Source organism: Mycoplasma sp. CSL7491-lung, from assembly GCF_018913965.1.
In the GTDB taxonomy this organism is placed as follows: Bacteria; Bacillota_I; Bacilli_A; order Mycoplasmatales; family Metamycoplasmataceae; genus Mycoplasmopsis.
Window position 1 is genome coordinate 181,187 of sequence record NZ_JAHMHG010000001.1, and the last position, 25,792, is coordinate 206,978.

30 protein-coding genes, 1 tRNA gene and 1 other RNA gene are annotated in these 25,792 nt (G+C 23.4%); 11 read left to right on the forward strand and 21 right to left on the reverse strand.

The window, feature by feature from the left end; all coding sequences use genetic code 4:
• Window positions 1–359: 359 nt before the first annotated feature.
• A complete protein-coding gene (locus KQ876_RS00805) occupies window positions 360–542 on the forward strand; it encodes a hypothetical protein (protein WP_216489848.1) in 183 nt (60 codons plus the stop codon).
• 1,364 nt (window positions 543–1,906) lie between these two features.
• On the opposite strand, the gene KQ876_RS04165 is transcribed toward KQ876_RS00805, so the two are convergent.
• Window positions 1,907–2,035 carry a hypothetical protein gene (locus tag KQ876_RS04165; RefSeq protein WP_256443786.1) on the reverse strand — a complete coding sequence of 43 codons (129 nt, stop codon included), beginning with the start codon at window positions 2,033–2,035 and terminating at the stop codon, window positions 1,907–1,909.
• Between the two features lie 630 nt (window positions 2,036–2,665).
• On the opposite strand from KQ876_RS04165, the gene KQ876_RS00810 reads away from it, so the two are divergent.
• Window positions 2,666–3,688, forward strand: coding sequence for a DnaJ domain-containing protein (locus tag KQ876_RS00810; RefSeq protein WP_216489850.1), 1,023 nt, complete (start codon window positions 2,666–2,668; stop codon window positions 3,686–3,688).
• Window positions 3,689–3,718: 30 nt separating this feature from the next.
• Window positions 3,719–4,102: a hypothetical protein gene (locus KQ876_RS00815; RefSeq protein ID WP_216489852.1), complete on the forward strand. Its 384-nt coding sequence runs from the start codon at window positions 3,719–3,721 to the stop codon at window positions 4,100–4,102.
• Window positions 4,103–4,384: 282 nt separating this feature from the next.
• On the opposite strand, the gene KQ876_RS00820 is transcribed toward KQ876_RS00815, so the two are convergent.
• The 9 genes from KQ876_RS00820 to KQ876_RS00860 all read right to left on the reverse strand — a co-directional run bounded on the left by KQ876_RS00820 (window position 4,385) and on the right by KQ876_RS00860 (window position 10,219).
• Complete coding sequence (locus KQ876_RS00820; RefSeq protein ID WP_216489854.1) at window positions 4,385–4,942, reverse strand: hypothetical protein; 558 nt, start codon at window positions 4,940–4,942, stop codon at window positions 4,385–4,387.
• A 45-nt stretch (window positions 4,943–4,987) separates the two neighbouring features.
• Window positions 4,988–5,392 carry a hypothetical protein gene (locus KQ876_RS00825; protein ID WP_216489856.1) on the reverse strand — a complete coding sequence of 135 codons (405 nt, stop codon included), beginning with the start codon at window positions 5,390–5,392 and terminating at the stop codon, window positions 4,988–4,990.
• 1 nt (window position 5,393) lies between these two features.
• Window positions 5,394–5,675, reverse strand: a complete 282-nt coding sequence (locus KQ876_RS00830) for a hypothetical protein (RefSeq protein ID WP_216489858.1) — start codon at window positions 5,673–5,675, stop codon at window positions 5,394–5,396.
• A 49-nt stretch (window positions 5,676–5,724) separates the two neighbouring features.
• Window positions 5,725–6,033, reverse strand: coding sequence for a hypothetical protein (locus KQ876_RS00835; protein ID WP_216489860.1), 309 nt, complete (start codon window positions 6,031–6,033; stop codon window positions 5,725–5,727).
• Window positions 6,009–7,940 (reverse strand): type IV secretory system conjugative DNA transfer family protein, encoded by a 1,932-nt coding sequence (locus KQ876_RS00840; RefSeq protein ID WP_216489861.1) that lies wholly within the window; start codon window positions 7,938–7,940, stop codon window positions 6,009–6,011. Before KQ876_RS00840 ends, KQ876_RS00835 begins: the two co-directional genes overlap by 25 nt.
• Window positions 7,930–9,165 (reverse strand): relaxase MobL, encoded by a 1,236-nt coding sequence (gene mobL, locus KQ876_RS00845; RefSeq protein WP_216489863.1) that lies wholly within the window; start codon window positions 9,163–9,165, stop codon window positions 7,930–7,932. Before mobL ends, KQ876_RS00840 begins: the two co-directional genes overlap by 11 nt.
• 257 nt (window positions 9,166–9,422) lie before the next feature.
• Window positions 9,423–9,698, reverse strand: coding sequence for a hypothetical protein (locus KQ876_RS00850; RefSeq protein ID WP_216489865.1), 276 nt, complete (start codon window positions 9,696–9,698; stop codon window positions 9,423–9,425).
• Window positions 9,699–9,740: 42 nt separating this feature from the next.
• The gene (locus tag KQ876_RS00855) at window positions 9,741–9,950 is read right to left on the reverse strand and encodes a hypothetical protein (RefSeq protein WP_216489867.1); all 210 of its coding nucleotides are present in this window, start codon (window positions 9,948–9,950) and stop codon (window positions 9,741–9,743) included.
• Entirely contained in the window at window positions 9,935–10,219 is a 285-nt protein-coding gene (locus KQ876_RS00860; protein WP_216489869.1) for a hypothetical protein, read from the reverse strand. The genes KQ876_RS00855 and KQ876_RS00860 overlap by 16 nt, the downstream gene beginning before the upstream one ends.
• A gap of 332 nt (window positions 10,220–10,551) precedes the next feature.
• Here KQ876_RS00860 and KQ876_RS00865 point away from each other — a divergent pair, with 332 nt between their 5' ends.
• The 6 genes from KQ876_RS00865 to KQ876_RS04270 all read left to right on the forward strand — a co-directional run bounded on the left by KQ876_RS00865 (window position 10,552) and on the right by KQ876_RS04270 (window position 16,589).
• The gene (locus KQ876_RS00865) at window positions 10,552–11,019 is read left to right on the forward strand and encodes a hypothetical protein (RefSeq protein ID WP_216489871.1); all 468 of its coding nucleotides are present in this window, start codon (window positions 10,552–10,554) and stop codon (window positions 11,017–11,019) included.
• A gap of 1,018 nt (window positions 11,020–12,037) precedes the next feature.
• An RNA gene (gene ffs / locus KQ876_RS00870) (signal recognition particle sRNA small type) lies at window positions 12,038–12,131 on the forward strand.
• Window positions 12,132–12,142: 11 nt separating this feature from the next.
• A complete protein-coding gene (locus KQ876_RS00875) occupies window positions 12,143–12,625 on the forward strand; it encodes an NUDIX hydrolase (RefSeq protein WP_205852503.1) in 483 nt (160 codons plus the stop codon).
• Between the two features lie 46 nt (window positions 12,626–12,671).
• Window positions 12,672–12,748, forward strand: a tRNA-Arg gene (locus KQ876_RS00880).
• A gap of 95 nt (window positions 12,749–12,843) precedes the next feature.
• Window positions 12,844–14,631, forward strand: a complete 1,788-nt coding sequence (locus KQ876_RS04265) for an ABC transporter ATP-binding protein (protein ID WP_205852504.1) — start codon at window positions 12,844–12,846, stop codon at window positions 14,629–14,631.
• A gap of 11 nt (window positions 14,632–14,642) precedes the next feature.
• Window positions 14,643–16,589 carry an ABC transporter ATP-binding protein gene (locus KQ876_RS04270; RefSeq protein WP_216489873.1) on the forward strand — a complete coding sequence of 649 codons (1,947 nt, stop codon included), beginning with the start codon at window positions 14,643–14,645 and terminating at the stop codon, window positions 16,587–16,589.
• A gap of 20 nt (window positions 16,590–16,609) precedes the next feature.
• On the opposite strand, the gene KQ876_RS00895 is transcribed toward KQ876_RS04270, so the two are convergent.
• The 4 genes from KQ876_RS00895 to KQ876_RS00910 form a co-directional block, all read right to left on the reverse strand.
• Window positions 16,610–17,077: a dihydrofolate reductase gene (locus KQ876_RS00895; RefSeq protein ID WP_205851930.1), complete on the reverse strand. Its 468-nt coding sequence runs from the start codon at window positions 17,075–17,077 to the stop codon at window positions 16,610–16,612.
• Window positions 17,077–17,946 carry a thymidylate synthase gene (locus KQ876_RS00900; RefSeq protein WP_216489875.1) on the reverse strand — a complete coding sequence of 290 codons (870 nt, stop codon included), beginning with the start codon at window positions 17,944–17,946 and terminating at the stop codon, window positions 17,077–17,079. The genes KQ876_RS00895 and KQ876_RS00900 overlap by 1 nt, the downstream gene beginning before the upstream one ends.
• Window positions 17,947–18,039: 93 nt before the next feature.
• Window positions 18,040–18,510: a peptide-methionine (S)-S-oxide reductase MsrA gene (gene msrA / locus KQ876_RS00905; protein ID WP_216489877.1), complete on the reverse strand. Its 471-nt coding sequence runs from the start codon at window positions 18,508–18,510 to the stop codon at window positions 18,040–18,042.
• 104 nt (window positions 18,511–18,614) lie between these two features.
• On the reverse strand, window positions 18,615–19,517 hold the full coding sequence (locus tag KQ876_RS00910; protein WP_216489879.1) for a hypothetical protein: 903 nt from the start codon (window positions 19,515–19,517) through the stop codon (window positions 18,615–18,617).
• An 88-nt stretch (window positions 19,518–19,605) separates the two neighbouring features.
• Between KQ876_RS00910 and KQ876_RS00915 the strand changes: the two genes are divergently transcribed.
• The gene (locus tag KQ876_RS00915) at window positions 19,606–19,932 is read left to right on the forward strand and encodes a hypothetical protein (RefSeq protein ID WP_216489881.1); all 327 of its coding nucleotides are present in this window, start codon (window positions 19,606–19,608) and stop codon (window positions 19,930–19,932) included.
• A gap of 73 nt (window positions 19,933–20,005) precedes the next feature.
• On the opposite strand, the gene KQ876_RS00920 is transcribed toward KQ876_RS00915, so the two are convergent.
• The gene (locus KQ876_RS00920) at window positions 20,006–20,242 is read right to left on the reverse strand and encodes a hypothetical protein (protein WP_216489883.1); all 237 of its coding nucleotides are present in this window, start codon (window positions 20,240–20,242) and stop codon (window positions 20,006–20,008) included.
• Between the two features lie 126 nt (window positions 20,243–20,368).
• On the opposite strand from KQ876_RS00920, the gene KQ876_RS04275 reads away from it, so the two are divergent.
• Window positions 20,369–22,096 (forward strand): GIY-YIG nuclease family protein, encoded by a 1,728-nt coding sequence (locus KQ876_RS04275; RefSeq protein ID WP_216489885.1) that lies wholly within the window; start codon window positions 20,369–20,371, stop codon window positions 22,094–22,096.
• Between the two features lie 47 nt (window positions 22,097–22,143).
• Here KQ876_RS04275 and nusG read toward each other — a convergent pair whose 3' ends face one another.
• From nusG to KQ876_RS00955, 6 genes are read right to left on the reverse strand one after another with little or no spacing between them, the layout of a single operon-like run.
• Window positions 22,144–22,746 (reverse strand): transcription termination/antitermination protein NusG, encoded by a 603-nt coding sequence (nusG, locus tag KQ876_RS00930; protein ID WP_205851925.1) that lies wholly within the window; start codon window positions 22,744–22,746, stop codon window positions 22,144–22,146.
• A gap of 16 nt (window positions 22,747–22,762) precedes the next feature.
• On the reverse strand, window positions 22,763–22,975 hold the full coding sequence (secE, locus tag KQ876_RS00935) for a preprotein translocase subunit SecE (protein ID WP_205851924.1): 213 nt from the start codon (window positions 22,973–22,975) through the stop codon (window positions 22,763–22,765).
• The gene (rpmG, locus tag KQ876_RS00940) at window positions 22,976–23,125 is read right to left on the reverse strand and encodes a 50S ribosomal protein L33 (protein ID WP_205852510.1); all 150 of its coding nucleotides are present in this window, start codon (window positions 23,123–23,125) and stop codon (window positions 22,976–22,978) included.
• A gap of 48 nt (window positions 23,126–23,173) precedes the next feature.
• Window positions 23,174–23,785, reverse strand: a complete 612-nt coding sequence (locus KQ876_RS00945) for a hypothetical protein (protein WP_205852511.1) — start codon at window positions 23,783–23,785, stop codon at window positions 23,174–23,176.
• Window positions 23,778–24,479, reverse strand: coding sequence for a 23S rRNA (guanosine(2251)-2'-O)-methyltransferase RlmB (gene rlmB, locus KQ876_RS00950; RefSeq protein WP_205851921.1), 702 nt, complete (start codon window positions 24,477–24,479; stop codon window positions 23,778–23,780). The genes KQ876_RS00945 and rlmB overlap by 8 nt, the downstream gene beginning before the upstream one ends.
• 43 nt (window positions 24,480–24,522) lie before the next feature.
• Window positions 24,523–25,740, reverse strand: coding sequence for a class I tRNA ligase family protein (locus KQ876_RS00955; RefSeq protein ID WP_205852512.1), 1,218 nt, complete (start codon window positions 25,738–25,740; stop codon window positions 24,523–24,525).
• Window positions 25,741–25,792: the final 52 nt, after the last annotated feature.

A 25,792-nucleotide genomic window follows, 5' to 3' on the forward strand; every position in this document is an offset into this window, starting at 1 on the left:
ATTCACTAAAAAATAAATTCGATACAAATAGAAATGAGGTAAATATTAAATTAAAAACAGAAATAAGTATTTACGAATTTGACAACGCAAATATTATAAATGTTATCTTCAAAAAAATAGAAGATGAGTGATTTAAGGTCGAAAAATGAAGCGCATGGCCTTTAGCTTTTATAATAGCAGTACTTTTTGTAGCACCTTTTTATTACTTGTTATATCAATTTGCATATAATACAAATCACGGAATTACAAATAATTGAAGCTTTATTATTTCGATGGTTATGGGTATAATAGGTCTATCTTATCCTCTTTTATGAAAATTGATAGTGATTTCACGTCGCTACTTTATATGATGAAACTTATTGATAAGTTTAAAAAAGAAGAAAAATACTCTTTTGATTATTATACCAAATGATGTTTATGAAAATAAATTAAAACCAGTTGAAAAAGAAATAATTAAACAAATATATAAGCAAATTCTACGTAAATATCATGTTAAATTGGAAGAACAAAATATAAAAATCATCCCAACGATAAATATTTAAAATTAACATAATAATACAACTACTTAATAAACAATAAACTTAAAATAAAAAAATCATCGTTGACGTCGGACGGTTATAGGAAGAAACAATAATAGAATAAAACAAACTTTATTATATAAATAGTAAAAATAAACAATATAATTTTTGTTAGATTATAAACTAATAAAAATTAACAAAACATGCCTTACAAAATCATCCCGAGCTTCTTAGCCTGTAAATAAAAAGAGCAAATTAGGCTATTTTTATACCTAATTTGCTCTTTTTGATTTTTTATATACAATTTTTATATATTATTTATCTTATCAAATTCTTGTTTTGAATTCGAGTTTATTGTTGGTTCGACAAAACTTGTTTAAATAACTTGTCAGTCCCTTATTTTATCGATTTGATTAACATGTATTTAATAATGAAATTAGACTATCGTTTGTGTATTTTTGAATAATCCCATTATCAAAATGGAATTTATTTAATTTATATAATGTATATTTTAAAACTATGAGAGATATAAAGTTTAAAATGAAATGACCTTTAATATGTTTGTTCGTTCTAACATGAATAAGTCTAACTTTTAATGGACTTTTTTAATGTTCAGAAGTTTTCTTTAATTTGCCATTGTTTTTGGTATATATCAACAATTTCTTTTGGATATAAATCTTGTCTTGAAGTTTTGGCCAACATAATAACATCACATTTTTTATGTTCGTTTACTTTTTCATGGCTAAAACAAACTACATAGTTCGGATTTTTTGTAGAATTTATATTTTTTAATTATGATTACATCATCTGCTTTAACAACACCATTTTTGTTTTGTTTTAAAAAAATATTTATTAAAATTGTTCTATCATTTAAGTCCTTTTTAACAAGTTTTTCTATATAAGTAATAATTCTATGTCTTTGTTTATTATTTGGTCTTGTATTTTTTCATTTTGAATAATAAAAATATTCTTTATATTTTAAAATTATCAGATCATTTAATATAACCCTCTGGATTTAACAAAAGATCCTTAAATTCCCTATTAGACAACTTTAATTTATATGATAATATGTAGTCTAAATTATGACTTTCTAAGAACCATATATTCTTATTTGTTGACATACCTCTATCAGTAATAATTGTTACTTTTATGAACGATAAATGGGATAAAAGTAGTTGGGATCACCTATATTTCCTTTAAATACTTTTAAGAACATAAGAATCGCATTACTGTCTATAGCCATACCCGCAACAACCTGATATTCTTTAAACTTACCATCTTTAGAATATCCTAGAATTCTTAACCCTTCTCTTACAAAAGTTTCAAAGTAAACAGTTTTTGTATCATAGAAAATTAATTCAATATTTCTATCTATTTTTTACTATTTATTAATTTAAATTTTTAATAATATTTGTTTTGTTATCAACTAAAACATCTAAAAGATTATAAAAAGTATCTTTCATAGTTGTGATATTATTAACATATTTTTCTTTATTTTTAAAACCCTTAATAATCAAATTTTTTGTAATATATGTGAACTGATTTCATATGTAAGTAACTCATCTAATTTTTTGTGATTTGATTTTTTTGGATAAGTTAAAAATATTTAATTTACTAACTGTCGAGTAAAACGCAGTAACTTCAACATTAGTTAATACTGTTTTTTTACAGAAGTTTTTAAAAAATCAAGTAAAACTATTTTTAGTTATTTTGTATCTTCAATATTTTTAAAGTCAACCAATTTCTTTTTTTGAAATGTATAAAAAATTGAGTTTACGATTTTTAACTTTTCAACACAGCCTAAACTAGCAACTTTTTAGCGCACTTATCTAAATCCTTTTCGTTTACAATATGGCAATAATCTCTTACACCATTACTTCCGATAATAATTAAATATTTTTATATTATAAGTTACACTATTAAATTATACTATAATATATAAGTGCTAAAAAAGCTTTAAAAATGTCTCTAACACTAAAACATAGGACAATAGTGATTTTTTAGATTACTAAGATATAATAAAATACTAAGTACGAAAGCGTTGTGTTTAGTATTTTATTTCAAAACCTTCTTAAATCGATTTTTTAGATATAACTAAACATTCTATTTTATGCTAGAGAAAGTAAAAATATAGTAAAATATTGTATATGAGTCAAAGAAATTATTATGAAATTTTAGGAGTAAATCCAAATTCAACATTTGAAGAAATTAAAAAAAAATATATAGAATTATCTGCTAAATATCATCCTGATATAAATCCTAAAGGAAATGATCCTCAAAAAATGGTAGAAATTAATTTAGCTTATGAAGTTTTATCTGATAAGGATAAAAGAAATGAATATGATGAATATCTAAATAAAAACATAGAAGAAAAATATACTTACCAGAAAATAGACGGAGTAGATATAATTACACAAGAAAGCATTAATTTATTCGATGTTTTAAAAAGCGGAGAACCTAAAATAAATTTAAAACATTTTTATTATGAACCATGTAGCAAATGCAAGTGTTCTGGAATATTAAATAATAATCATTATTGTAATGTGTGCGAAGGTGTAGGTAGAATTCAAAAAACTACTACTACAAAGTATGAAATATCAATTCTTGAATTCATTTCAAAGGAAAAAAAAATTTTTTTAGAAGGGGCAGGTCAACCTGGGATGTACGGGGGTAGACCAGGAAATTTATATATTAATTTTGTTTTAGATAAAAAACATAATTATTTTAAATTAAGCGGACCTACGGTATATTTATCTCTTAAGGTTTCATTTATTGATATAGTTTTTAAAAAAAATATTATGGTTCCAACAATTTATGGCGAAAGAATACCTTTAATAATGGATGTAAATTTTTTTAAAAAAGGTTACGGAGCTTTAAGATTTGAAAACAAAGGGTATGAAGGCGGCGATATGCTAGTTAAATTAATACCATTTAATCCTGGTGTAACCTATTGAAGAGAGGAATGGTTGTTATTTCAAAAAAATATGCTAAAAAGCGAATTTTTTTCTAATGTTAGTTTAAGATTCGTAAGACGTAAACTAATGCAATCTGATGCGTGAAGAGGCGAAAATGCTACAATAGATGATAAATTCAATATATCTAATTCAAAAATTTTAGATATTATTGAAAAAAATAAAGATTATTCTATTTATAAAAATATAAACATATAATAAAAATTATAAAAAAAGGATTTAAACATCATGGGTAAAATTTTTAAGAAAACTTTTGATTGAGTGGAATATAATGAAAAATTTGGTTTAAAAGCAAAGAATGTAAAAGAAATTTCCGAAACTGTGAATTATATTCTCGAAGCTATGTACTATGAAAGATTTTATGTTACTAAAAGATTTGTTTTAGATTTATACAATGAGTTAATGGAAGTATGACTCGAAAATCCAAAAGAATTTACTAAAATTGAAGGTATTGCATATTGGTTGGTTAAAAGCGTTCATTTCCATATTAATCATAAAATAATTTTTGTATATTCGGATGAAGGTCACCTTTTTGCTTCTCTTAGCGAACGATTCAACAATAAGTTTTACTCAGAGGAGAATGACAAAAAAACTAAAAAAAATGTAAGTTAGGTGAACGAAATCTCACACAAAATGCATATTAATTTTTATGATATCGTTTAAATTAGATATGTAAAAAATACGCTCAAAGCTCGAGTGTATTTTTTAATTTAAAAATGAAAGGAGTTTTTTTGTGAGTGTTTGAGCAAATAGAGTAACTGAATATAACAAAAAACATTTAATGATTTTGAGTTAGATAGAATAAAAGATTTAATTGTTGGGCACTTTAAAAACTTTGAATACAAAAATATAATTGTAGTGAACCCCCAAATCCAGTCCGGATTTGGGGGTTCACTACAAATCAATTAATTCTTCTTTTAATGAACTAATATATTCATTATATTCATAAATTTCTTGATTCTCGAAATACTCATTACCTTTTATTTTTATGGCCATTTCATCTAAATTATTATTTGTTAATTCGCTTAAAAATACATTTATTTTTTCTAAATTACTAATATCTTTGGTATCAATTAAATTTAATAACATTGAGTCAAATTTATTATCTATTTCTATATCATTAATTTGTTCGAGATATTCTATTATGTTTTTATAATATTCTTCTTGATGTTCGTGATTTTCAAGATTTTCATTTAATTTATTTAAAACTACTTTTTTTACATCTCTTCTTGATAAAATAGAATGAACTAAATCTTCGTCTTTATCATATTTTGCATCAACATAACCTGAAACATCTCATTTTGTAAATTTTAATTTATCATCTATTGCTACTTCTTTAATTTCATAAAGCGATAGTGATTCTTGAAAATCAAAAATTTCAGAGTTATTTTCAATAAAATTTAGATTAACATCATTTATCTTATCAACTACTTTATCTGTTATTTTATTCATAATATTTACAACATCTAAACGTAAATTTAACGTATCTTCAATGTTCTATAATAAACATTCAGTTTCGAATAAAATTGTATAAATATCAGGGTTATATCCGACCATAATTCCATCATAATATCCATATTGTAATTCCAACGAATTATCTTCTAATATTTTTGTGCCAACTCATGTATCATACCAATCATATAATTGTTCTTCATATTTTTTATCACCTTCAGTTTTAAAAAAATTATTTAAAATATCATTACCAACGTTTGAATTTAAAACATCAAATATAGTTCTAACTACTAATTTACCCAAATCGAAACCAATATCTTCATATTCTTTTACTAAATTGTCTATATCATACTCATTATAAACGTTTAAATCCATTAAAATAAACTGTTTAGGAGTTTCTACTCCCCAATATTTTTGTTTTTTTCTATTACTAAAATTTAAAGCACTCATTTTACACCTTCTTTAAAATATCTAAATAAATTTTATTTACTGAATCATTATTAGCTTCAATTTCAATATCTGCATTCTTTTTAAACTCATTATCGTTTAAATATTTATAATGAAATTTTCAAAATCCATTTCTTTCTCTAATAATTCTTCTTTGTTCGTTTTTAATGTATTCACTAACATCAACTAAACTATCATCAATTTCTTTAATTTCTGTTTTTAATTTTTCTCTTTGTTGTCTAGTTCAAGTTGTTAGTTCATTAATTATTTTTTTTACTTTCTTCATTTATTTCCGAAATATATTTCATCATATTAAATCTTTTCATTTTTTCTCCTTAAATTTTTTGTTCTAAAACGTTGTCTAAAATATAATTTTTAAACTTATTTAAGTTCGTTTTATTATTATCTTCTTTATAAATTTCATATAGTTTTAGAATTTCATCTATGTTTTCATAATTTGTTTCTTTTAAATAATTTATAACTCATTCAAAATCTTGGTCTTTTAAATGTCGTTTTATTTTATGTTCTCTTTGTTTTTCTTCTCTTTCTTCATTTTTAAGTTTTAATAACTCTTGCCTTTGTTTTCGTCTAATTTCAATCTCCATCTTTGCTTGTCGTTTTAATTCCTGTGCTTTTTTAGACATTTCTTTTTTTCGTCCATTATTTTAATATCACCAACACCATATTTTTTTCTAAAATCTTCTAAATTAAATCTATACATTTTATTAATTAGTTTAGTTTCATCTACTTTACCAACATAATTATCAGATTCAAAGTATTTATAAGTTAAGTTAGATTTAATTAAAATAGGAGCAAATCCTTCTAATAAAACAATTATTTCATCAGGCGGTTTCTGGCTTAAGTCAGAAACACTTAAGAGCGTTTTTTCTTGATAACTCAAATTGCTTGAAGAACTCTTATCATTGATAGAATAAGAATATTTTTCTTTTTCTAAGGTTCCTAATTTATTAACAATATATTTTTTAATTTCTTCGTCAGAACTATTTAAAAAATAAATAAATTGTAAATTACCTAAAATGATTTCATCAACTTTATTATTATTCTTTGTGTTATATTTTTTTAATTGATTTTTATCTTGTAAGACAACACAAAATAAGATATTTCTTGACCTATTAATTGAAATTTTATTTTCAAATTCCGGGATTCTAGGTAAATTTCCAAACTCATCTAAAATGAATAATAACTTTCTTTCTAATCTTTCAAATCCTTTTTCAACCAAATTCAATTTAGCTTTATTTATAGCACTTTCATACATTTCATTTATTAAATTAGAAACTAAATTATGTGTTGAAGGGTTTTGGTCTGGGTAATGAATGAAAATAACAAACTTTTCATTGCTATTAAAAATTTTCACTAAATCAAAGTCCACAGAATCAGAAGTTAAATTCTTAATAAATTCATTTTTAACGAAAAAACTTACGGCTAATTGAGCTGTTGATAACATTGAGCCGATTGTATTCATAGGACTTGAATTTATAGAAATAAAGATATCATAAACAGCTAAAAAGTCATCGTCTATATCTTTTTTAGAACTTATAATGTTATAAATTGGACTTCTAAAAAGTGCTTCTTTTTCTGCTCCACAAAAATTAATAGAGTTTAAAAACGAATTAATAGTTATAAAATTAAAATTTTCTCTTTCAATTAAATCAAAATGATATTTTAATAACATTAAAGTTTTTCCTATAATAACTAAAATATTTTTACCGCTTTCAGATCAAAATGAATCTCCGACACCATCTCATTTCAAGTTTTCAAATAATTCAATGTATTTTTTGTAAGCTAAATATAAATATCTTTTATTATTTTTACTTTTACCTTCTTCAACCAAATCATAAATATAACTTAATGGATTTCATTTATAGCTATTTTCAGCATTTTCAAAATCAATTCAATAAAGATTATAACCTTGTTCTTCTAATCTTTTACCTAAAAAAGTTTTTATCTCTTTTTTAGGGTCATTAATAACAAAATTAGGCCTATACTGTTCGTCTAAATTAATATTAAATAAAATATTTGGTAATAAGACTCTTTGTGTTTTACCAGAACCTGTCCCACCAATCACTAAACTATTCCTGTCTAATAAATTATGTTTAATGTTTAATCCTTTTCTTTTGTTTTTGATGAATTTTAATACTCAAGACGAAGAATCATTTAAATCAGTATTAATATACTTTTTATAATCTTTATTTACTTCATTTGTATTTTCATTTAATAATCATTTCGAAGCATTCTTTTTTATTCTTAATTTCTTGTTAAAGAATTTACCTATTTCTTTATAAAATAGAAAAATAGAAAACGCTAATATCGAAAATAACCAAAAACAAATAACTAAAAATATTATTTTAAAACTTTGATTCGAATATTTATTAAAATAACTAAAATCAATTATTTTTTTAACTGCTTCTAATTTATTTTTAGCTATATTTATAAAATAAAAACCCCAAAAATATAAGAAGAGAGTAATAATACTAAAAATAACTATCAAAATAATCTTGAGTGCTAAATTTAGTTTAAATTTAGTAATCAATACTTTTTACTTTCTCGTATTCTTTAACGTTCTGTGCTTCAAATAAAGCATAAGCCAGCCGTTTAATTTTTTTAGTATCTTTTGAAGCAATGTTTTTTATTTTTTTATTTTCATAACGATAAAATGCATCAAGACTAGTTTTGTATTTTTCGCTCAAACTATTATTGCTATACTTTTTATCTTCTTTAAAAAATACAACTTGCTTTAAAATTTCATTTAATATTTTTCGTTCAAATTCTTTTTCTTCTTTTTTTAATTTATAAATAAAAACAGTTTTTAATGCTTTGTCCTTAATATCTAAATTCATATATTGCTCATAAGTTTTATAAAACTCTGTATAAACTTTTTTAAATTCTTTATTTTGTTCTAGTAATTTATCTCTAAGTTCTAAAACAACTTTTTTTGATTCGGTAGATAATCTTGAATATCAAATATTTTTAGATTCGTTATATTCCTTTTTCAAAATTTGAATTTTATCTTTTTCAAGACTTTCAATATCTAAAAATTCTTTTTTGAATTTAAGTTTTAAATTTCTAATTTCATTAAGTTCATCATAAATATTTTTATCATTTTTCGTTCTTCCGTATTCATTCAAAATGCTCGTTTTTAATTCACTAAATTTTCGTTCAAAAATATTTTTAGATATACCAAAATTTTTTCTCTCTAAATTTCTTTTATTTTCTATCTCAGTAAAAGCAAGGTGAATATGTGGATTATCTGTATTACCGTGAATAGCATAATAAACTTCTAAATTATTTCTATCAAAATTTAGACCATCAGATTCTAATCATTTAAACAACTGGTTTTCAACAAGATTTTTTCATTTTTCATTTCCAACAAAAATATTGTTTAACATAGCATCATTTGTTGAAATCACCATTTCATAAAAAACGTTATTTTTTGTTTGCATTTCTTTACTTAATTTATTAATATCTATATTCTCTTTATAAACTCCACCAATAAAACCGCATAAACCGCTTTTTGATGTATTTATGTTTTTCTTTAAATAAGATTTATATACTTTTAAAACATCTTCTTTGTTGTTTAAATTATTTATATTTTCAAATAAATTAAATTCACTCATTTCAACAGCTTTTTGCGCCTTTGTATAATACCTAATAAATTCTCCATCACCAACTCAACTTTTATAGTCGTGTTTATTACCTAATTTTGTAATATAACCAGACTTCTTACTAATAAAATTAAATTGTATAAAATGATCCATTTTCAACCTTTCATATTATTAATCTAAATTAATAATGAGTAATATTTTTTACCCCAAAATTTTTAAAAATCAAATATATCTAAAAAATTCAATAGCAAAACAGCAATTTTAAAATTGCAGAACTATGTAAAAACAATCTGAAGCACTCACAACCTAACCCCTAAAACCTTTTAAAATTTAGATTTAAATTCTCTAAAAATAAAAAACTTAAATCTAAATTCTAATTTTAAGGTTTCAAGGGTTAGGTTTTTTTAGTTTTACCTATAAATTCTGTTTGTTGAAAAACCAATATCAGGCTTTCAACATTTTTTAACAAAGAATAATTCAGAATAATTTTTATTATCAAAGAATTTTAAAAATAATTCAATAGTATTTTTTAAACACTTTCTACTTTTATTAAAAACTTTAAAAATAGCATTATTCAAAACCTTAACAGAACATAAATCTTTAAATTTACCAAAACTAATATAAAAATTATTTCTTAAATATTTTTTATATTTTGAAAATAAAATTCTATCAGAATCTATATTCATTTTTTTTGCGTTATTTCTAGCTCAGCTATATTTTTTATAAATTTAATATTTTTCAATTCCAAAAATAACAACAAAAATTAAATCAAAATGTTTTACAGAATAATTTCAACTTTTACTAAAATTTAAATTTTGTTTCTTCAAATAAAAGTTTTTATTTTTATAATCAATAACTTTTTCAAGTTTTAAATTTTTCAAACTTTTTTCTAAACTATTAAAATTAATTCCAAAATCATTAACTAAAATATTAATCATTTCTTTTTTTTAATTTTTTTAGTTTTAGTCGAATTAATCATTTTTTTAATTAACACAAAAACTAATAAATCTAAATTTTTAATTTTTGAATGAACTAAAATAAATAACTTTACATCTTTTGATAAAAAACTTACTATTTTATTTCAGTTATATTTTTTGTATTCGAAGTTTATAAAGTGTTCAACAATTAAATCTTTTATTCTATCTAACTCAAAATCATTAAATGTTTTTTCATTATCTTCAATTATTCTATTTGCTCAAACACTCACAAAAAAACTCCTTTCATTTTTAAATTAAAAAATACACTCGAGCTTGAGTGTATTTGCTACATATCTAATTTCAACGGGAACCAATTTATCCTCATATGAATAAAAAATAATATGATTTTTGTGTCAAATTTTATTGGCCTAACTTACTTTTATTTTCTAACTCTCTTTTTTAATTCATAATTTACATATTTTTGTTTTTTAATTACTTTAAAAAAACTTTTATCCAAATACCATAAAGTATTTAAAAGATCTATAATTTTGTTTAATATTTTTTTGAATATAGTAACTTTTATAGTTTATATACTTTTATAAGATATGATATAATTTATAATATGAAAAATAATGATAACATATGAATTAATGAATACGAAGTAGATGTAATTGAATCAGATAAAGACAATACATCTTATTGACTATATAACATAAATAGAGTAAGGTGATTTTGGAAACTGAGCTTAGCAAATATATTCTTTTGTGGGCTACTTGTTACCTTAGGTATTGTTTTATTCTTCACATGATTTATAAACGGAATATTAATAACACGTCAAATTTATGAAAAAATTTTTAATTATGCAGAACATTATGTAATATGAATAATACTATCTTTAATTATTATAACAACAATATTTCGAACATTATTAGTTAGAAAAATACCATTATTATTAGAAGATGTAGAATCATTAGTGTTTTGCACGATTATAATTATATTTTTGCCTTTATTTGAATTGTCTATTTGAGCGGCAGGAAAAGAAAGTGAATATAAAAGATTAAAACATTTAGAAAAAATAAGTAAAATCTAAAAAATAATATTCTGAGTAACTAAATTGAGTTGTAAAATTTAATACAAAATGTATATTAGTGCTAAATTGTAATTGCAAGTGTAGCACTTTTATGCTTGGTATTTAATTTTAGAAAACCATTTACATGTTAATTAATTCTGTTTTTGGTTTCTTTAGCGAGGTAAATTAGGCTAGAAAAATAACGCTCCAAAATAAAGGTGTGTTATTTTTCTAGCCTAACTTACAAAAATAAAAAGTTTAATTTTATTGATTTAAAAACTGAATATACAAATTTGGAAGAAATTTAATTTGAACCATTGATTTGAACTCAAACACTAAATTATCATTGAATTTAAAAAAAGCGTTTTTTAAGGTGTTCTAAATGGTTAAATGTAAAAATAAAACTTTTCAGTATAATACGATTTTAAAAGTGTTTTAAGGGATATTTTAAATTACATCAAATAATTATGGTTGGTTTTTTAGATTATTATCTATTTTTAACAACAAAGACTCTTAATTTTAACTTGTTAAAATCACGCGTATATACGCAGACGCGTCAAGATATAAAGATAAATTAAATTATAAATTTAATTGCTTCGTTCGCCCATAATAGGTATTTAACAATCTAGGAAATTCGAATGCTTCAAATAAAAAATAATATTTTAAAAGAAAGGGTTCAGTAGCGTTCAGAGAATAGGCTTTAATAGTATTTGAGGTTTCAACAAATATTGAAGACCGACTAATGATCCCCCTAATGATGGTAACCAATTAAAAAAGTTCAACGCTTAATTGAACTCGTAAAAAACTTTATACTATTTATTTAGATGAGGGTCATTCTAAGGAATGACCCAAATAATTTATTAAATTAAATATTTATTTGAGTGATTGAAAACAAAATAGGTTTAAACGTATTTTTTCACAATTACATATTTATTTTAACGAGATCAACTTACTTTGATTTCAGGGGCTCTATAAAAAACCAATTTTATTTAAATAGTTTTAAAACTTTTTATTTCATTTTAATAATTGATGATATAATATTAGAGCCATCTAAACAATAACCCACTAACTTGGTCAGGACAGAAATGTAGCAGCCATATGAGGAAGTGTTGTGTTAGTTGGTCTTTTTTTACGGAGAGGTTTTATGGATGTTATTTTTGAAATTGAAAAAAATAAGAAATTTAAATTAAGAGTAGGAGCTATTTTAATACACAAAAATAAGTTATTGATTGCTTACGATGCAGAAAATAATTATTATCAATATTTACCCGGTGGAAAAGTAGGTTTTGGCGAAAGCTTCGAAGAGTGTATTAAACGTGAATTAAAAGAGGAGTTAAATTTAAATGTTAATTCCTTACAAGAATTTTGCTTATACCAAGGTTTTTTCTTCAATAAATATGTAAAAAAAGATTTTCATGAGGTTTCTATGTATTATCTAGTTGAATCTAATATAGAACCTTGATTTGAACAAGATGATGTTGTGTTTTATGAGGGTGATAGAAAATTAACATTTAAGTGAGTAAAGATTGAAAACCTAAATCAATACAACGTTTTACCTAAAAAAATTGTTGATAAAATAAAAAAAGGTGATTTTCGGTTTGATTTAATTTTAGAAAATAATTATTAAAAAATATTTTACTTTTAATGATAAATATGGTAGAATATTATTACGTGGTCGCGTAGCTCAGCAGGACAGAGCACGAGCCTTCTAAGCTTGTGGTCAGAGGTTCGAATCCTCTCGTGATCGCCATTTTTTTATACCTTTTTTTGCGTTTTTTTCAATATTAATTTATAATTTTAATCATTATTAAGATTAAAAAGTACATTTACTTAAAAGGAGTTAAAATGGTTAAAATGTTTAAAATATTACCTAGAAAAATAAAAATTGAGATGTTATTTTCTTTTATATTGATATTTTTGAATGTTGTAACAATGATGTTTGTTCCTATTTTAATATCACAAATATTACCCTTACTAATAGGGCAATCTGAAATTTATAGTGTTATAGTTTTTAAACATCCGATCTATACCTCTACTGATTACAAGTCAACGTTAACTTTTCTAATTTCTACAATTATTTCGTTAATATTTGCGTCTACATTTATTACTTTAATGTCTACATATACTTTGGTTTGAGCGGGAGAAAAAGCTTCTAATTTTTACAGAGATTCATTGTATAAAAAATTTCAAACTTTAAGTTTAAAAGATATTTCCGATATTACAATAGCTAGTTTGATTACAAGAATAAATGATGATGTAGCGATGTTCTGAGATTTTTTAGTTGGTGCAATAAGCATTTTGATTAAAGCTCCAATGTTTGTTATTATTGGTTTGGTATTTGCATTTACAACAGATTTACAATTAACATGATCTATATTAGCAGTAGTGCCTATATTACTTTTCTTTACATTTTTTATTTTCTTTAAAGTTGTTCCGATTATTAGAACCGGAAGAAAAAGACTAGACAATATAACTAATGCTGTTAGTGAAAATATTTTAGGTGCAAAATTAATTCGTGATTATAATTTACAGGAACAACAGTTAAATAAGTTCAAAAAAACAAACAATGAATGATTAACTAATATTAGAAAAGTTATGAAGTTTTTTACCTTAGGGCAACCGTTTTTCTTCTTTGTTGTTAATTTTGTTATTTTCTTAATATTTCTTACTTCGTTTTTTATTTTACAAAATAATCCAAACACAGATATTAAACAATTAATTGCCAAAATTAATACTTTTATAGAATTTGAATTCATGATTGCGCTAGGTTTAACAATGTTTAGTCAATTTTTTGGCGCATTTTTTAGAGCTAAAGTATCTTCTGGAAGAGTCATGCAAATTTTAAACTATAAGAGCGAAAAAATAAACGTATTAGATGGTATAAAACTAGAAGATAAACCTAATTATTCTCTAGAATTTAAAAATGTATCTTTTAAGTATTTTGAAGAATCAAAAGGTTGAGATTTAAAAAATGTTAGTTTTAAAATTGAAGAAGGAAAAACTTTAGGAATAATTGGGCCCACCGGATCAGGCAAGAGTACAATTGCTAATTTAATTGTTAATAATATGGAGTACTCCAACGGAAATATATTAATCGATGAAAAAGAATTGAAAGAAATTAACACTAATGATCTAAAAAAGAATGTAGGTATTGTTTATCAAAATGCTTTATTGTTTTCTGGAACAATCGAATCTAATATTAGATTTTCTAAAGAAGATGCTACGGATGGTGAGATTGATTATGCTTTAGAATTTTCTTGCTCTAAAGACTTTGTAAATTCTTTTGAAAAGCAATTACAACATGAAGTTTCACAACAAGGTAAAAATTTATCTGGAGGTCAAAAACAGAGATTATCTATTGCAAGAACATTATTAATTAAACCTAAAATTTTAGTTTTAGATGATTCTACAAGCGCTTTAGATAATTTAACAACAAAAACATTAATTAATAATATTTCTAGAAAAAATAGTTCAACAAATGTAATTATTTCACAAAAAATAACATCTATAAAAAACGCCGATAAAATTATAGTGATGGATAAGGGTGAAATAGTTGCGGAAGGTACACACAAATATTTAGTACAAAATTGTGAATGATATAGAGAAATAAGTCAAAATCAATTAGAACAATAGAAAGAGTCATAATGAAAGATATTAAAAAACAAAAAAATTATTACAAAAATTTAAAAAGACTTTTATCTTTTGTTAATAAAGATAAAAAAAGTTTTTATTTAGCTATGTTCTTCTCTTTTATTAATGCAATTTTTTATATTGGTGGTAGTTATTTAATCGGTTATATAGTTTCTAGTTTTTTTGAGCCACTTGGAAACGGTAAAACTTTTAGTGACTTTGAAACAACTAAGTTTTTTCTAATTTTATCAGTTCTAGTTTTATCATATTTAGTTTATGGAATATTTAGATATTCGGAACAATACATATATGCAAAAATTAGTTATCAAGCTTCCGCGAGATTAAGAAATGAAATTGTAGATAAATTAATTCATTTAGATATAAGTTTCTATGATAAGAATAAAACAGGTGATTTAATTTCTAATTTAGTTATTGATGCTAATAATATTGCTAACTCATTATTTCAACTTCTCTCACAACTTATTAGTGCTTTCTTTAATATTACTATTACTATAGTCATGATGTTTTTAGTTTCAACTGCTTTATCATTAATTATAATACCTATAACTCTAATTAGTTTTGGTATGGTATTCTTATTGATCAAGAAATCTCAACCTTATTTTATTAAAATGCAAATGATTTTTGGAGAATTAAATGCTTTTGTTGAAGAATCTCTCCAAAATACAAAAATTACAAATGCATTCAATAAACAAGAACATTTATTTAATCAATTGACTGATATAACCAAAAGAATTCGTGATACGGCATTCAAAGGTGACTTTATATCGAAAAGTTTTGATTCAATATACACTTTTTTAAGTAATTTTCTTATTTTAATTATTACAGGTATATCAGCTTATTTTTATTTTAGAGGAACAAATGTATTGGGTCTTCAAGGGTTCGGAGCGGATATAAATGGTCACGCAACAGCAGGCCTAATATTTACTTTTATTTCTATAAATTGAAACTTTTTAGGTCCGTTTCAAGCTTTAATGGGTGCTGTATTTAATATTCAAGTTGGTATAGCCTCAACAAATAGAATTTCAAAATTATTAGATGAACCTTTACCAAAAACTGATCATGAAATAATTAGGATTGTTAAAATAAGTTACAACGAAAACGTTAATGATTTTTTAGAATGTTCTAACGAAGATCCTTTTGGTTTTTTTGCATGAAAAATATACGATCCTAATATCGAAAAATATGTTTACAAATCTGTTAAAGGGAATGTTGAATTTAAAAACGTTTACTTTAGTTATGATCCAACTAAAAATAATAAATATCAACTCAAAAATGCTTCATTCAAAGTAGAGCAAGGTCAAAATATAGCTATTGTAGGACCTACCGGAGCAGGAAAAACTACAATTATAAATTTAATTAGCAAATATTATAACTATCAAAAAGGAAGTATTACAATTGACGGTTTTGAGCTAAAAAATATTAATAGAAAAGATTTAAAAAGAATTATGACTATTGTTTCACAAGATTCATTTTTATTCAATGAAACTATTTTAGATAATTTGAATATGTCTAATGAAGGAATTAATGAAAACGACATTAAAAAAGCAATTGAGATGACACAATCACAACATTTTATTGATTCATTACCTAAAGGCGTTAACACTTTAATCGAAAATAATGGACAAAATATATCTCAAGGTCAAAAGCAATTACTTTCAATAACTAGATCAATACTCTCTAACAAAAATATATTAATATTAGACGAAGCAACATCTAATATTGATTCTAATACTGAAATAATAGTTCAAAAATCAATGCTTAAATTAATGAAATATAAAACTTCATTTGTTATTGCTCATCGTTTAAGCACTATTAAAAATGCCGATTTAATATTAGTAGTTAATAACGGAGAAATAATAGAAACAGGAACACATAAGAGTTTAATTAACTCTAGAGGATTCTATTATGATATGTATACTTCACAATTTATTAATGATTAAAAATATAGATTTTCCCAAATCTATATTTTTTTTACTCATTTTTCTATGCTAAAAACATCTTTATCAATTGTTTCTATAAGTTCGTACATGGATAAGTCAAAGTTTAAAAAAACATCTCCGCTAAATTCTCCGTGAATTCTACTTATAATCAATTCATCTGCAAAATTATAAAATGATTCGTAAATACTTTTACCACCGGCTATAAAAAGTATTTGTGAATTATTTTTATAGTATTCAAATACTTTAAATAATTCACTTGTGTTATTAATGGTTACATCAGCATTAGGTATATTTTCTTCACTCAAAACATAAATTTTTCTATCTTTTAATCTATGCGGTAAACCTAAAAAAGTATTTTTACCAAATAACAGAGAATGATTAAGTGTAGTTGTTTTAAAATGATTTAATTCTTCTTTAATCCTTCAAGGTAATTTGTCTTTATTGCCTATTAAATTATTTTTATCAAGTGCAACTATTAATTTAATCATTATACAGCAACCTTTGCTTTTATCGCAGGTAAGTATTCATAATCTTCTAGTTTAATATCTTCTAAAGTAAAATCAAATATATTATCAATAGACTTATTTAAAACTAATTTAGGTAATTTTAAAGGTCTTCTACTTAATTGTTCATTTACTTGCTCAATATGGTTTGAATAAATGTGTGCGTCACCAATTGTGTGTATGAATTCTCCTACTTTTAAATTCGCAACATGTGCTACCATACTTAATAGTAATGAATATGAGGCTATATTGAATGGTACACCTAAAAATAAATCACCACTTCGTTGGTAAAGTTGTAATGATAATTCATCATTCTTATTTACATAAAATTGAAATAAAGTATGACAAGGTGGTAATGCCATATCTTTTACTTCTAAAGGATTTCAGGCACTAACTATATGCCTTCTTGAATAAGGATTTTTCTTAATATCATTTATTAAATTTGAAATTTGATCTACACCAAGAAAATCTCTTCATTGCTTTCCGTACACCGGACCTAAATTTCCGTATTTTTTCGCAAATTTTTCATCTTCCTTTATTCTTTGGATAAATTCTTTTAAAGTTTCTCCCTTAAAATCATTAGATTTTTTAAAATCTTCATAAGGTCATTCGTTTCAAATGTTTACATTATTGTCTATTAAAAATTTAATGTTGGTATCACCTTTTAAAAATCATAATAGTTCGATAACTATTGCTTTTCAAGCCATTTTTTTAGTTGTTAAAAGAGGGAAACCTTCTTTAAGATTATATCTTGATTGGGTACCAAAATAACTTATAGTACCTGTATTAGTTCTATCGTCTTTATTTATTCCTTCTTTTTTAACTAGGTTTAAAAGTTCTAAATATTGTTTCATATTGCTCCTTGTAATAATTAATATGTATTCAATATTATAAATTAAAAAAATGATTTTATGTTAATTTCCATAAAATCATTTTTTAATAAAACATTAAAATTTAATGTGGCATACAACATTTGGATTTTTATCTGAGTAATCTTGATGATATTCTTCGGCTAGATAATAGTTATCTAACTTTTTAATTTCTGTTACAACTTCACCATCAATATCTTTTGAAAGTTTTTCAACAGTTTTTTTAATTATTTCTCCATCTTCTTGTGTTTCGAAATAAATGCCGTTTCTATATTGTGTTCCATGATCGGGACCTTGATAATTTAAAGCCGTTGGATCGATAACTTCAAATAATTTTTCTACTATTTGGGATAAACTTATATTTTCTTCATTGTAATATAATTCTAAAGTTTCGACTGCGTTAGTATCGCCTTGACACACTTGTTTATATGTTGGAGCTTCAATGTCTGAGTTAGCGTATCCTACAGTACTAAATTTTGTTCCTTTTATTGTTTTAAAATAACCTTGCACACCTCAAAAACATCCTCCAGCTAAATATATTCTTTTCATTTTTCCTCCTTTAATTTAGATAATATTTTACCATAAAAAAATAATGCAATATTTATATACTGCATTTCTTATTTTTTTAACTAATGTATACTTTTAGATTAAAATTATAAATCTATTATTTTTATTTTTGAAGAAAATGATTCGTTTGTTGTTTCTGAATTTATTTTTAATTCCTCTTTTTTGTTTTTGTCCAAAATTCTTAGTTGCAATCCGCTAAATGTTACTGCTGATAGTTTTTTGTTATTTGCATTACTATAATAACTAACTTGAGGTGTTCATTTTATACGAATATATTTTGCTTTTGTTGGATTAAAATCTATATTAAAAATAGTTGCGTTGGTTCCCTCGTACGCAAGAAATGAGTTTCCAATTAGCGAACGATATCCAATTGTTTCTTTATATCCTGACACAGGACCAAAATCTTGCAATTCAATTTTATTTTGATTTTGGACGTTGAAGAAATTTTTTTCGTCCATAGAATACTGAATATTTAGTTTACTAGGTAAAAATAATTCTGTTTGATTTTCTTGAGTTAATAAGAAATCAAATCATGAAAATTTTAAGGTATCAAACCATTCGCCTTCTTTGTTAACTGTTTTTAAAGTTATTTGGTTAATATCGTTTTCTTGGTTTGTATTGTTTCTGTCTAAATTACTTCAGAAGTTGTTCTGAGTTTTTCTTAATTTTTCAAATTGTCTTTGAAATATTTTATCTATTTTATCAGGGTTTGATTTGTTTGAGTTATCTTTATCGATAGTTACTTTTTGACTTCAATTATTTTCTTTTGTATTCAAATCATCACTTATTTTTGTACGATCATATTTTACAAAATTGAATTTAGCTTTATATTTTAAGTTTTTAAAATTTGAAGGATTTTCAACGTTTTCTAAAACACCATCCACAATAATTTCCGATTTTTTATTCTTTTTAATAACACCATTATTAATATTTTTACTAAATATAATTTTATATTTACCACTAGGTAAAACGTTGGATTTATCTTTCAAATCGATAAAATAATTGTTATTTTCAATATTAAATATTGAATTTAACCTAATAACGTCAGTATAAACATTAAAACTTTGTGTAATTAATTTGTTATCTTCGTATTTTCTAAAACTATCTTTTGAAATTAAAGCTATTTTTTCTTCTGAAGTTTCTGAGTTTAAAGTTAATGTATATTTAATTTCAATGTTTTCTTCTTTTTTAGACGCCGATATAAAGTTAATTTGGAAATTATCTTTTTCAATTAAACCTATAATATTGTCTTGATTTAATTCTTCTTCAGTAATTGAATTGTATGTTTTATTTTTTGAATTTTTAAATTTAAAAGTTGCAAAACTATTATCAAAATTAATTGGTTTTCTAAAACTATCTTTTGAAATTAAGGATATTTTTTCTTCTGAAACTTTATTATTGTAAGATATTCTATAAGTTACGATTATTCCGAGTTCGCTCTTTGTAGCACCAATAAATGTATATTTATATTTTGTGTCTATTTTTTTAATAATATGTTTTCTTTGACTAAATCCAAATTATTTATTGAATTAAATGTTTTTTCTTTTGAGTTTGCAAATAAAAAATTTAGATTCATACTAGATAAAATATTTTTTTCTTTAAAATTATTGCTCTTAGAAATATATATTCCTGAAATCACAATGGACAAAAATGTTGATAAACTTAATGCGGCTGTCCCGATCGCAAAAAGTTTAAAAATCGATGTTCTCTTCATAACACGAGCAATTATAGTCTTTTTTACCTAAAAACTAATTATTTTTTTAAGTAAAAATAAGTTTTAAAAAGTTAAATTAGTGTATTTGCGAATATAAATATGTAAATAAATGTACAATTATAATATATGATTAAAAAAGAAAATATAATTAATAAAATTTCTAAAGTTCCAAATACTTTTGGTGTTTATTTATGAAAAAAAGACAATGAAGTTATTTATGTCGGTAAGGCAAAAAAACTAAAAAATAGATTAATGCAATATTTCGGTGGCCATAATAATTCTTGATTAACTCCTAAAATGATTAATAGTATAACTGATTTTGATTATTTTTTAGCAAAAAACGAAAACGATGCATTTATTAAAGAACAGAAATTAATTAAAGAATATAATCCTAGATTTAATATAAAATTAGTAAATAAAAAAACTTATCCATATATTAATTTTAATGCCACAAAAAAGGATATTAAGATTAAAATCGGCGACAAAGACAATAACTCGTTGTATAGTTTTGGTCCTTTACCACCAAATACATACTTTAGTGACTTTGTTGATGTTTTAAAAGATATTTATTTATATAATCAAGGCCAAAAAATTTATTTTGATTCCGAAGAAAAAATAAAGCTGATTATTAATGATATAATCGATATTTTTAATAAAAAGTACTCTTACTTTAAAGCTTTAATTTCTCAAAGAGAAAAAGATTATAGTGAAAAACTTCAATTTGAAATAGCTAATAAATATTATAAGGCATCAAAATTTTTGGAAAAAATTAAAGAAAGACAAATTTCTGAAATTTCAAATGAGCACTCAATTGATTTTTTTGATTTTCAAAAAGTTAAATCGAAAGTTTTCATATCTATGTATTCATATAACTACGGATCATTAATTTATCACGAATATGAAAATAAAAATTGAGAAGGATTATTTGCAGAGTTTATTGAAAAATATTTATCTAATTTTTATAGTAAAAATAAGGTTCCGGTTCAAATAGTTTTAAACAAAGAAATGGAAAATTTAAATTTAGAATTAAATGATTTAATTTTGAAAAAAGTAAGATTTAGTAAGAAAGGAATCTTGTACCAAATTAGTGATCTATTAATGCTTAATAACAAAGAGAGTATAAATAAATATCTTGTTAAGCATCCTAATTTTCTAAATGATAACGAGATTGTTTGAGAAAAATTAAAAAATAATTTAGGATTATCAAATATAGAAAAAATCTTTATTTTTGACAATTCATTTCAAAATCATAATAAAAATGTAGTGGGTAGTGTTGTTGCTTTTGATATAAATGGGAAAATTACTAGAATGACAAAAACATATGATTTAACAAACATTGTAAAAAACATTAATAAACATTCTGATATTCAATATACCTACTATAATGCAATCTATTTTTTAGATAAAAATATATCCAAAATTAAAAATAATGATATTTTTATAGCAGATGGTTCAATGGCTCAAGTGAAAGAAATAAAAGAAGCTTTATTGAATTTTAATTTGCAAAATAATGTTTTTGGTCTCGTGAAAGATTCTAAACATAAAACTAAAAAAATAATTAATGATAAGAACATAATTTTAGATATAGATAACGAAATTTTTAATTTTTTGAGTAAAATACAAACTCAAGTAGATCAAAATGCTAAATATAGATATAATAAAGTAAAGAATAAAAATATGAAGTCTAGTGAAATTTTAAATATTAAAGGCATAGGTGAAAAAACACTTAAAAATATTTTGTCATATTTTAAAACTATTGAAAATTTAAAAAAATCTAACTATTCTGAATTAGAAAATCAATTTGGAAAGCGTATTGCAAAATTATTTGAAGAAGCAGATTTTTTTAAAAAATAAAACACTAATATTTTAATTAGGTTAACCTAAAATATTAGTGTTTTTTATTAATTATCTTCACTTAATCTCAATGAATCAATTTCAATGATTAATTCTGTGTTTTTACCAAACTTCTCGAAAACAACTGTTGCTTCTTTTCCTTTTTTATCAACTTTAATAACGGTTGCAATTTGTCCAATGTATGGTCCGCTTATTATCTCTACAATATCTCCGCTAATTAGACCAAAAACATCTTCTCCATCTTCGAATGATTTTATAGCTTCTTGTTCTCTTTTAAACATCCTTTTGATTTCAATATTGCTTACCGGTGTAGGCTTTGCCCCTTTTCCGGATGAACCTACTAAACCTGTTACATATTGAGTATTACGTACTAAGAACCATGCCGCATCAGTCATATGCATTCTTGCAAAAATATATCCAGGATATAAATTTATGTAGTTAATTTTATAATCTAATCCATTAAGTTTTTTTTGGTATTCTTTTTGAGATAAACTTGGTTTTTTAAAAATTCTAAATGCACCAGTTTCTCCAATTTCTTGATCAAAATATTCTTTAAGATCTTCTGCTATTATACGGTTATTTAGAGCTTCAACAACTTGTTCTTCTTTACCTCTCATTGTTGAAATCATATATCATTTCATTTCTTTCATAAATTCTCCTAGTTATTTATATCATTTCTAAAATTTTTGTAAATGCTAGTGTAACACCATAGACAAATAAAGCAAAAATAGCGGTAAAAATTATTATTCTAACAAAGTTTATTGTATTAGTTTTAGCGTCAGGTCATCTAACGCGTTTGACTTCTTTTATTGTTTTTCTTATTCAATATTTTTTATTTCTTAATTGTTTCAATGTTTTTTCTTCATTATTTTTTTTCATTTAGATTTCTTCCTTATGAAGTGTATGTTTTTTGCAATGAACACAATATTTTTTAACAATTAAACGTTCTAAATTCCCTAAACTTTTGTTAGTTATGTAGTTTTTTCTTCTGCATTCTTCGCACGCTAATGAAACTTTATTATTTTTCATATATGTATTTTACCATAAAACGTCTTTTTTAAGTCGGTTTAAAATTGATTAAATACTTTGACAAATATTATTGTATTTAATTCTTATGTTATTTATTATTTCTAATTGTTTACTTCTTGAATATCATGATTTATTTTTAATAGGCATATCTATATTGTTTATATATTCTTTTTCAATTTTATTTAATTTAGAGTAAAGTAATACAAGCAACTCTTTATAATGTCTATTCTCATTTGAATTTATATTATCTAAATAATCTAAATAATTTATTTTATTAAATAATTTTTGATAATTTATTAAGTGATTTCCAATGTAGTTATCAAATATATTTTGTCTACTTTTTAACTTACCTAAAGAATTAAGTGAATTAAATTTCAAACTATTTCAAAATTTATTTTCAAAAGGTATTTTGTCGTCATATTCTTTGAGCATTAGTTCGAAAGATTCAAATAATAATGTATTATATATTTCTTCTCAGCTAATGTTATAAGGCCTTGTCATCCGAAAAATCTTAGCACAAAAAATTTCTATATTTGAATAGTATATCTTTTGAAATTTAAATAATATTTCGTTTTTTGTTATATATTTTTTGTTTTGGTTAATTTTTAAAAATAAAATTACATACTTTGAAAGTTTATTGATTTCAATTTTCTTATCCATTTTTCTTATTGATTAAATCAAAAAGTATAATTCCTGTTGCTACAGATACGTTCAAAGATTGTACTGTTCCAAATTGATTAATATAGATGAATTCATCACTAACGGAAGCTACACTTTTTGAAATTCCAACCCCTTCGTTACCAACTACAATTACTGTTGGCCCATTATAATTTACTTTTGTGTGTGGAAATGCCTTTTCATTTAAAGTTGTTGAATAGATTCAATATCCATGTTTTTTAATTTTTGTTAAAGAAGCAGAAATACTATTTACCCTATAAAAATTAATTCCAATATAACCACCGGATGAAACTTTCAAAGCGGTACTATCTAATTGAGCCGCATTTGTTTTAGGTAAAATTATATCTTTAATTCCTGCTGCATTAGCAGTTCTTATTATTGCTCCTAAATTATGTGGATCTTGGATTTTATCTAATACAAGTACATTTTCTGGTTTATTCTTAATTAAATTGGTTAAATCGAAATAATTAATTCCTGGTAGTACAGCAATAAAACCTTGGTGATTTTCTTGAGTTAAACTATTTAAAAAAATATGGTCAACAATTTTAATGTTAACTCTGTGCTTATTAAAATATTTTAAATTCTCTTTTTTTGATATATAAATTAATTTAATTTTTTGATTATTATTATAAGCATCTATAACTGAGTTTTTACCACACACTAATAATTGTTCCATATTTTATATCCTCTTTTTTAATAATTTTTGTAGTTTTTTATTACTAAATTAGTTCGTTTTTAATCAATGTTTCTCTTACCTTGTCGGCATCAACAAAATTTTTGTTTCTTAAGTGCAACTGTCATTGATTATATAAGTCAACATAGTCTTTATAATTAAATTTAGAAATATCAAATTCTAAACTATCAAATATTTTCATAATTGTAGCCATGTAAATTTTTGAATTATTTTTATTAATCTCCTTGAATAATTCATTAAGAAGCTTATTGAATTTTGAAAAGTTTTTCTCAAAAATATAACTCATTGCTTGTTTAAATAAATCTTCATCATAATTTCTATCGATTTTATTTATTGTTGCTTCAAAAAATATTTTTTTAATTTTTTTCAAAAATAAAGAAGCGTTATTTAATAAGTTTTCATCTATATTAATCTCGCTTGTTAGGTTTGAAAGTAAAAAAATAACTTTCAAATGATCTGCAGAGTATGCTTCGATAAAATCTTTAGGTAAAATTACATTTTGAAGTGATTTAGACATTTTAATTCCGTTTATATTAATTTGACCCGTGCGAAGTCAATTTTTACTTAAGTCCTTACCTGTTATACTAAAAAACTGAATATTTTCGTTTTCGTGATGTGGGAATGTTAAGTCCATCCCACCACCGTGGAAATCAACGCCATTTTCTTTAAAATGCTTGTAAATTAACGCGACACATTCTGTATGTCAACCAGGTCTCCCCAATCCAAAAGGAGAATTGTATTTTACACCTATATTTGTGTCTTTTCATAACGCGAAATCGGCAGGAAAACGTTTTTGATGGTCACTATCTTCAAATTTCATTTTATCAATTTGTTGATTTGATACTTTTCCGTAATTTTCAATATTTTTATTAACGTCAAATCAAACATTTGAACCTATTTTATAAGCGCTTCCTTTGTCTATCATTTTTTGAATTAAATCATAAATTGTATCTAAATTTTTAGTTACATATTCTAAGTGTGTAATTGTGTTTACGTTAAGACTTTTTAAAATTTCTAAATAGTGTTTTGAATATTTTGTAGATATTTCGTCTTCTGTAGTATTTTCTTCGATTGCACGATTGATTATTTTATCATCAATATCAGTTATATTATGAATAAAACTAAATTCAATACCTAAATTTCTAGCAGCTTTTAATATTAAATCGTATGTTAATATTGGTCTAATATTACCAATATGAACATCGTTATAGACCGTTGGTCCGCAAACATAAATTTTTAACATATTTTTATTATATAATGTTTTCATAAAATGTATAATTAAAATACAATGTAGG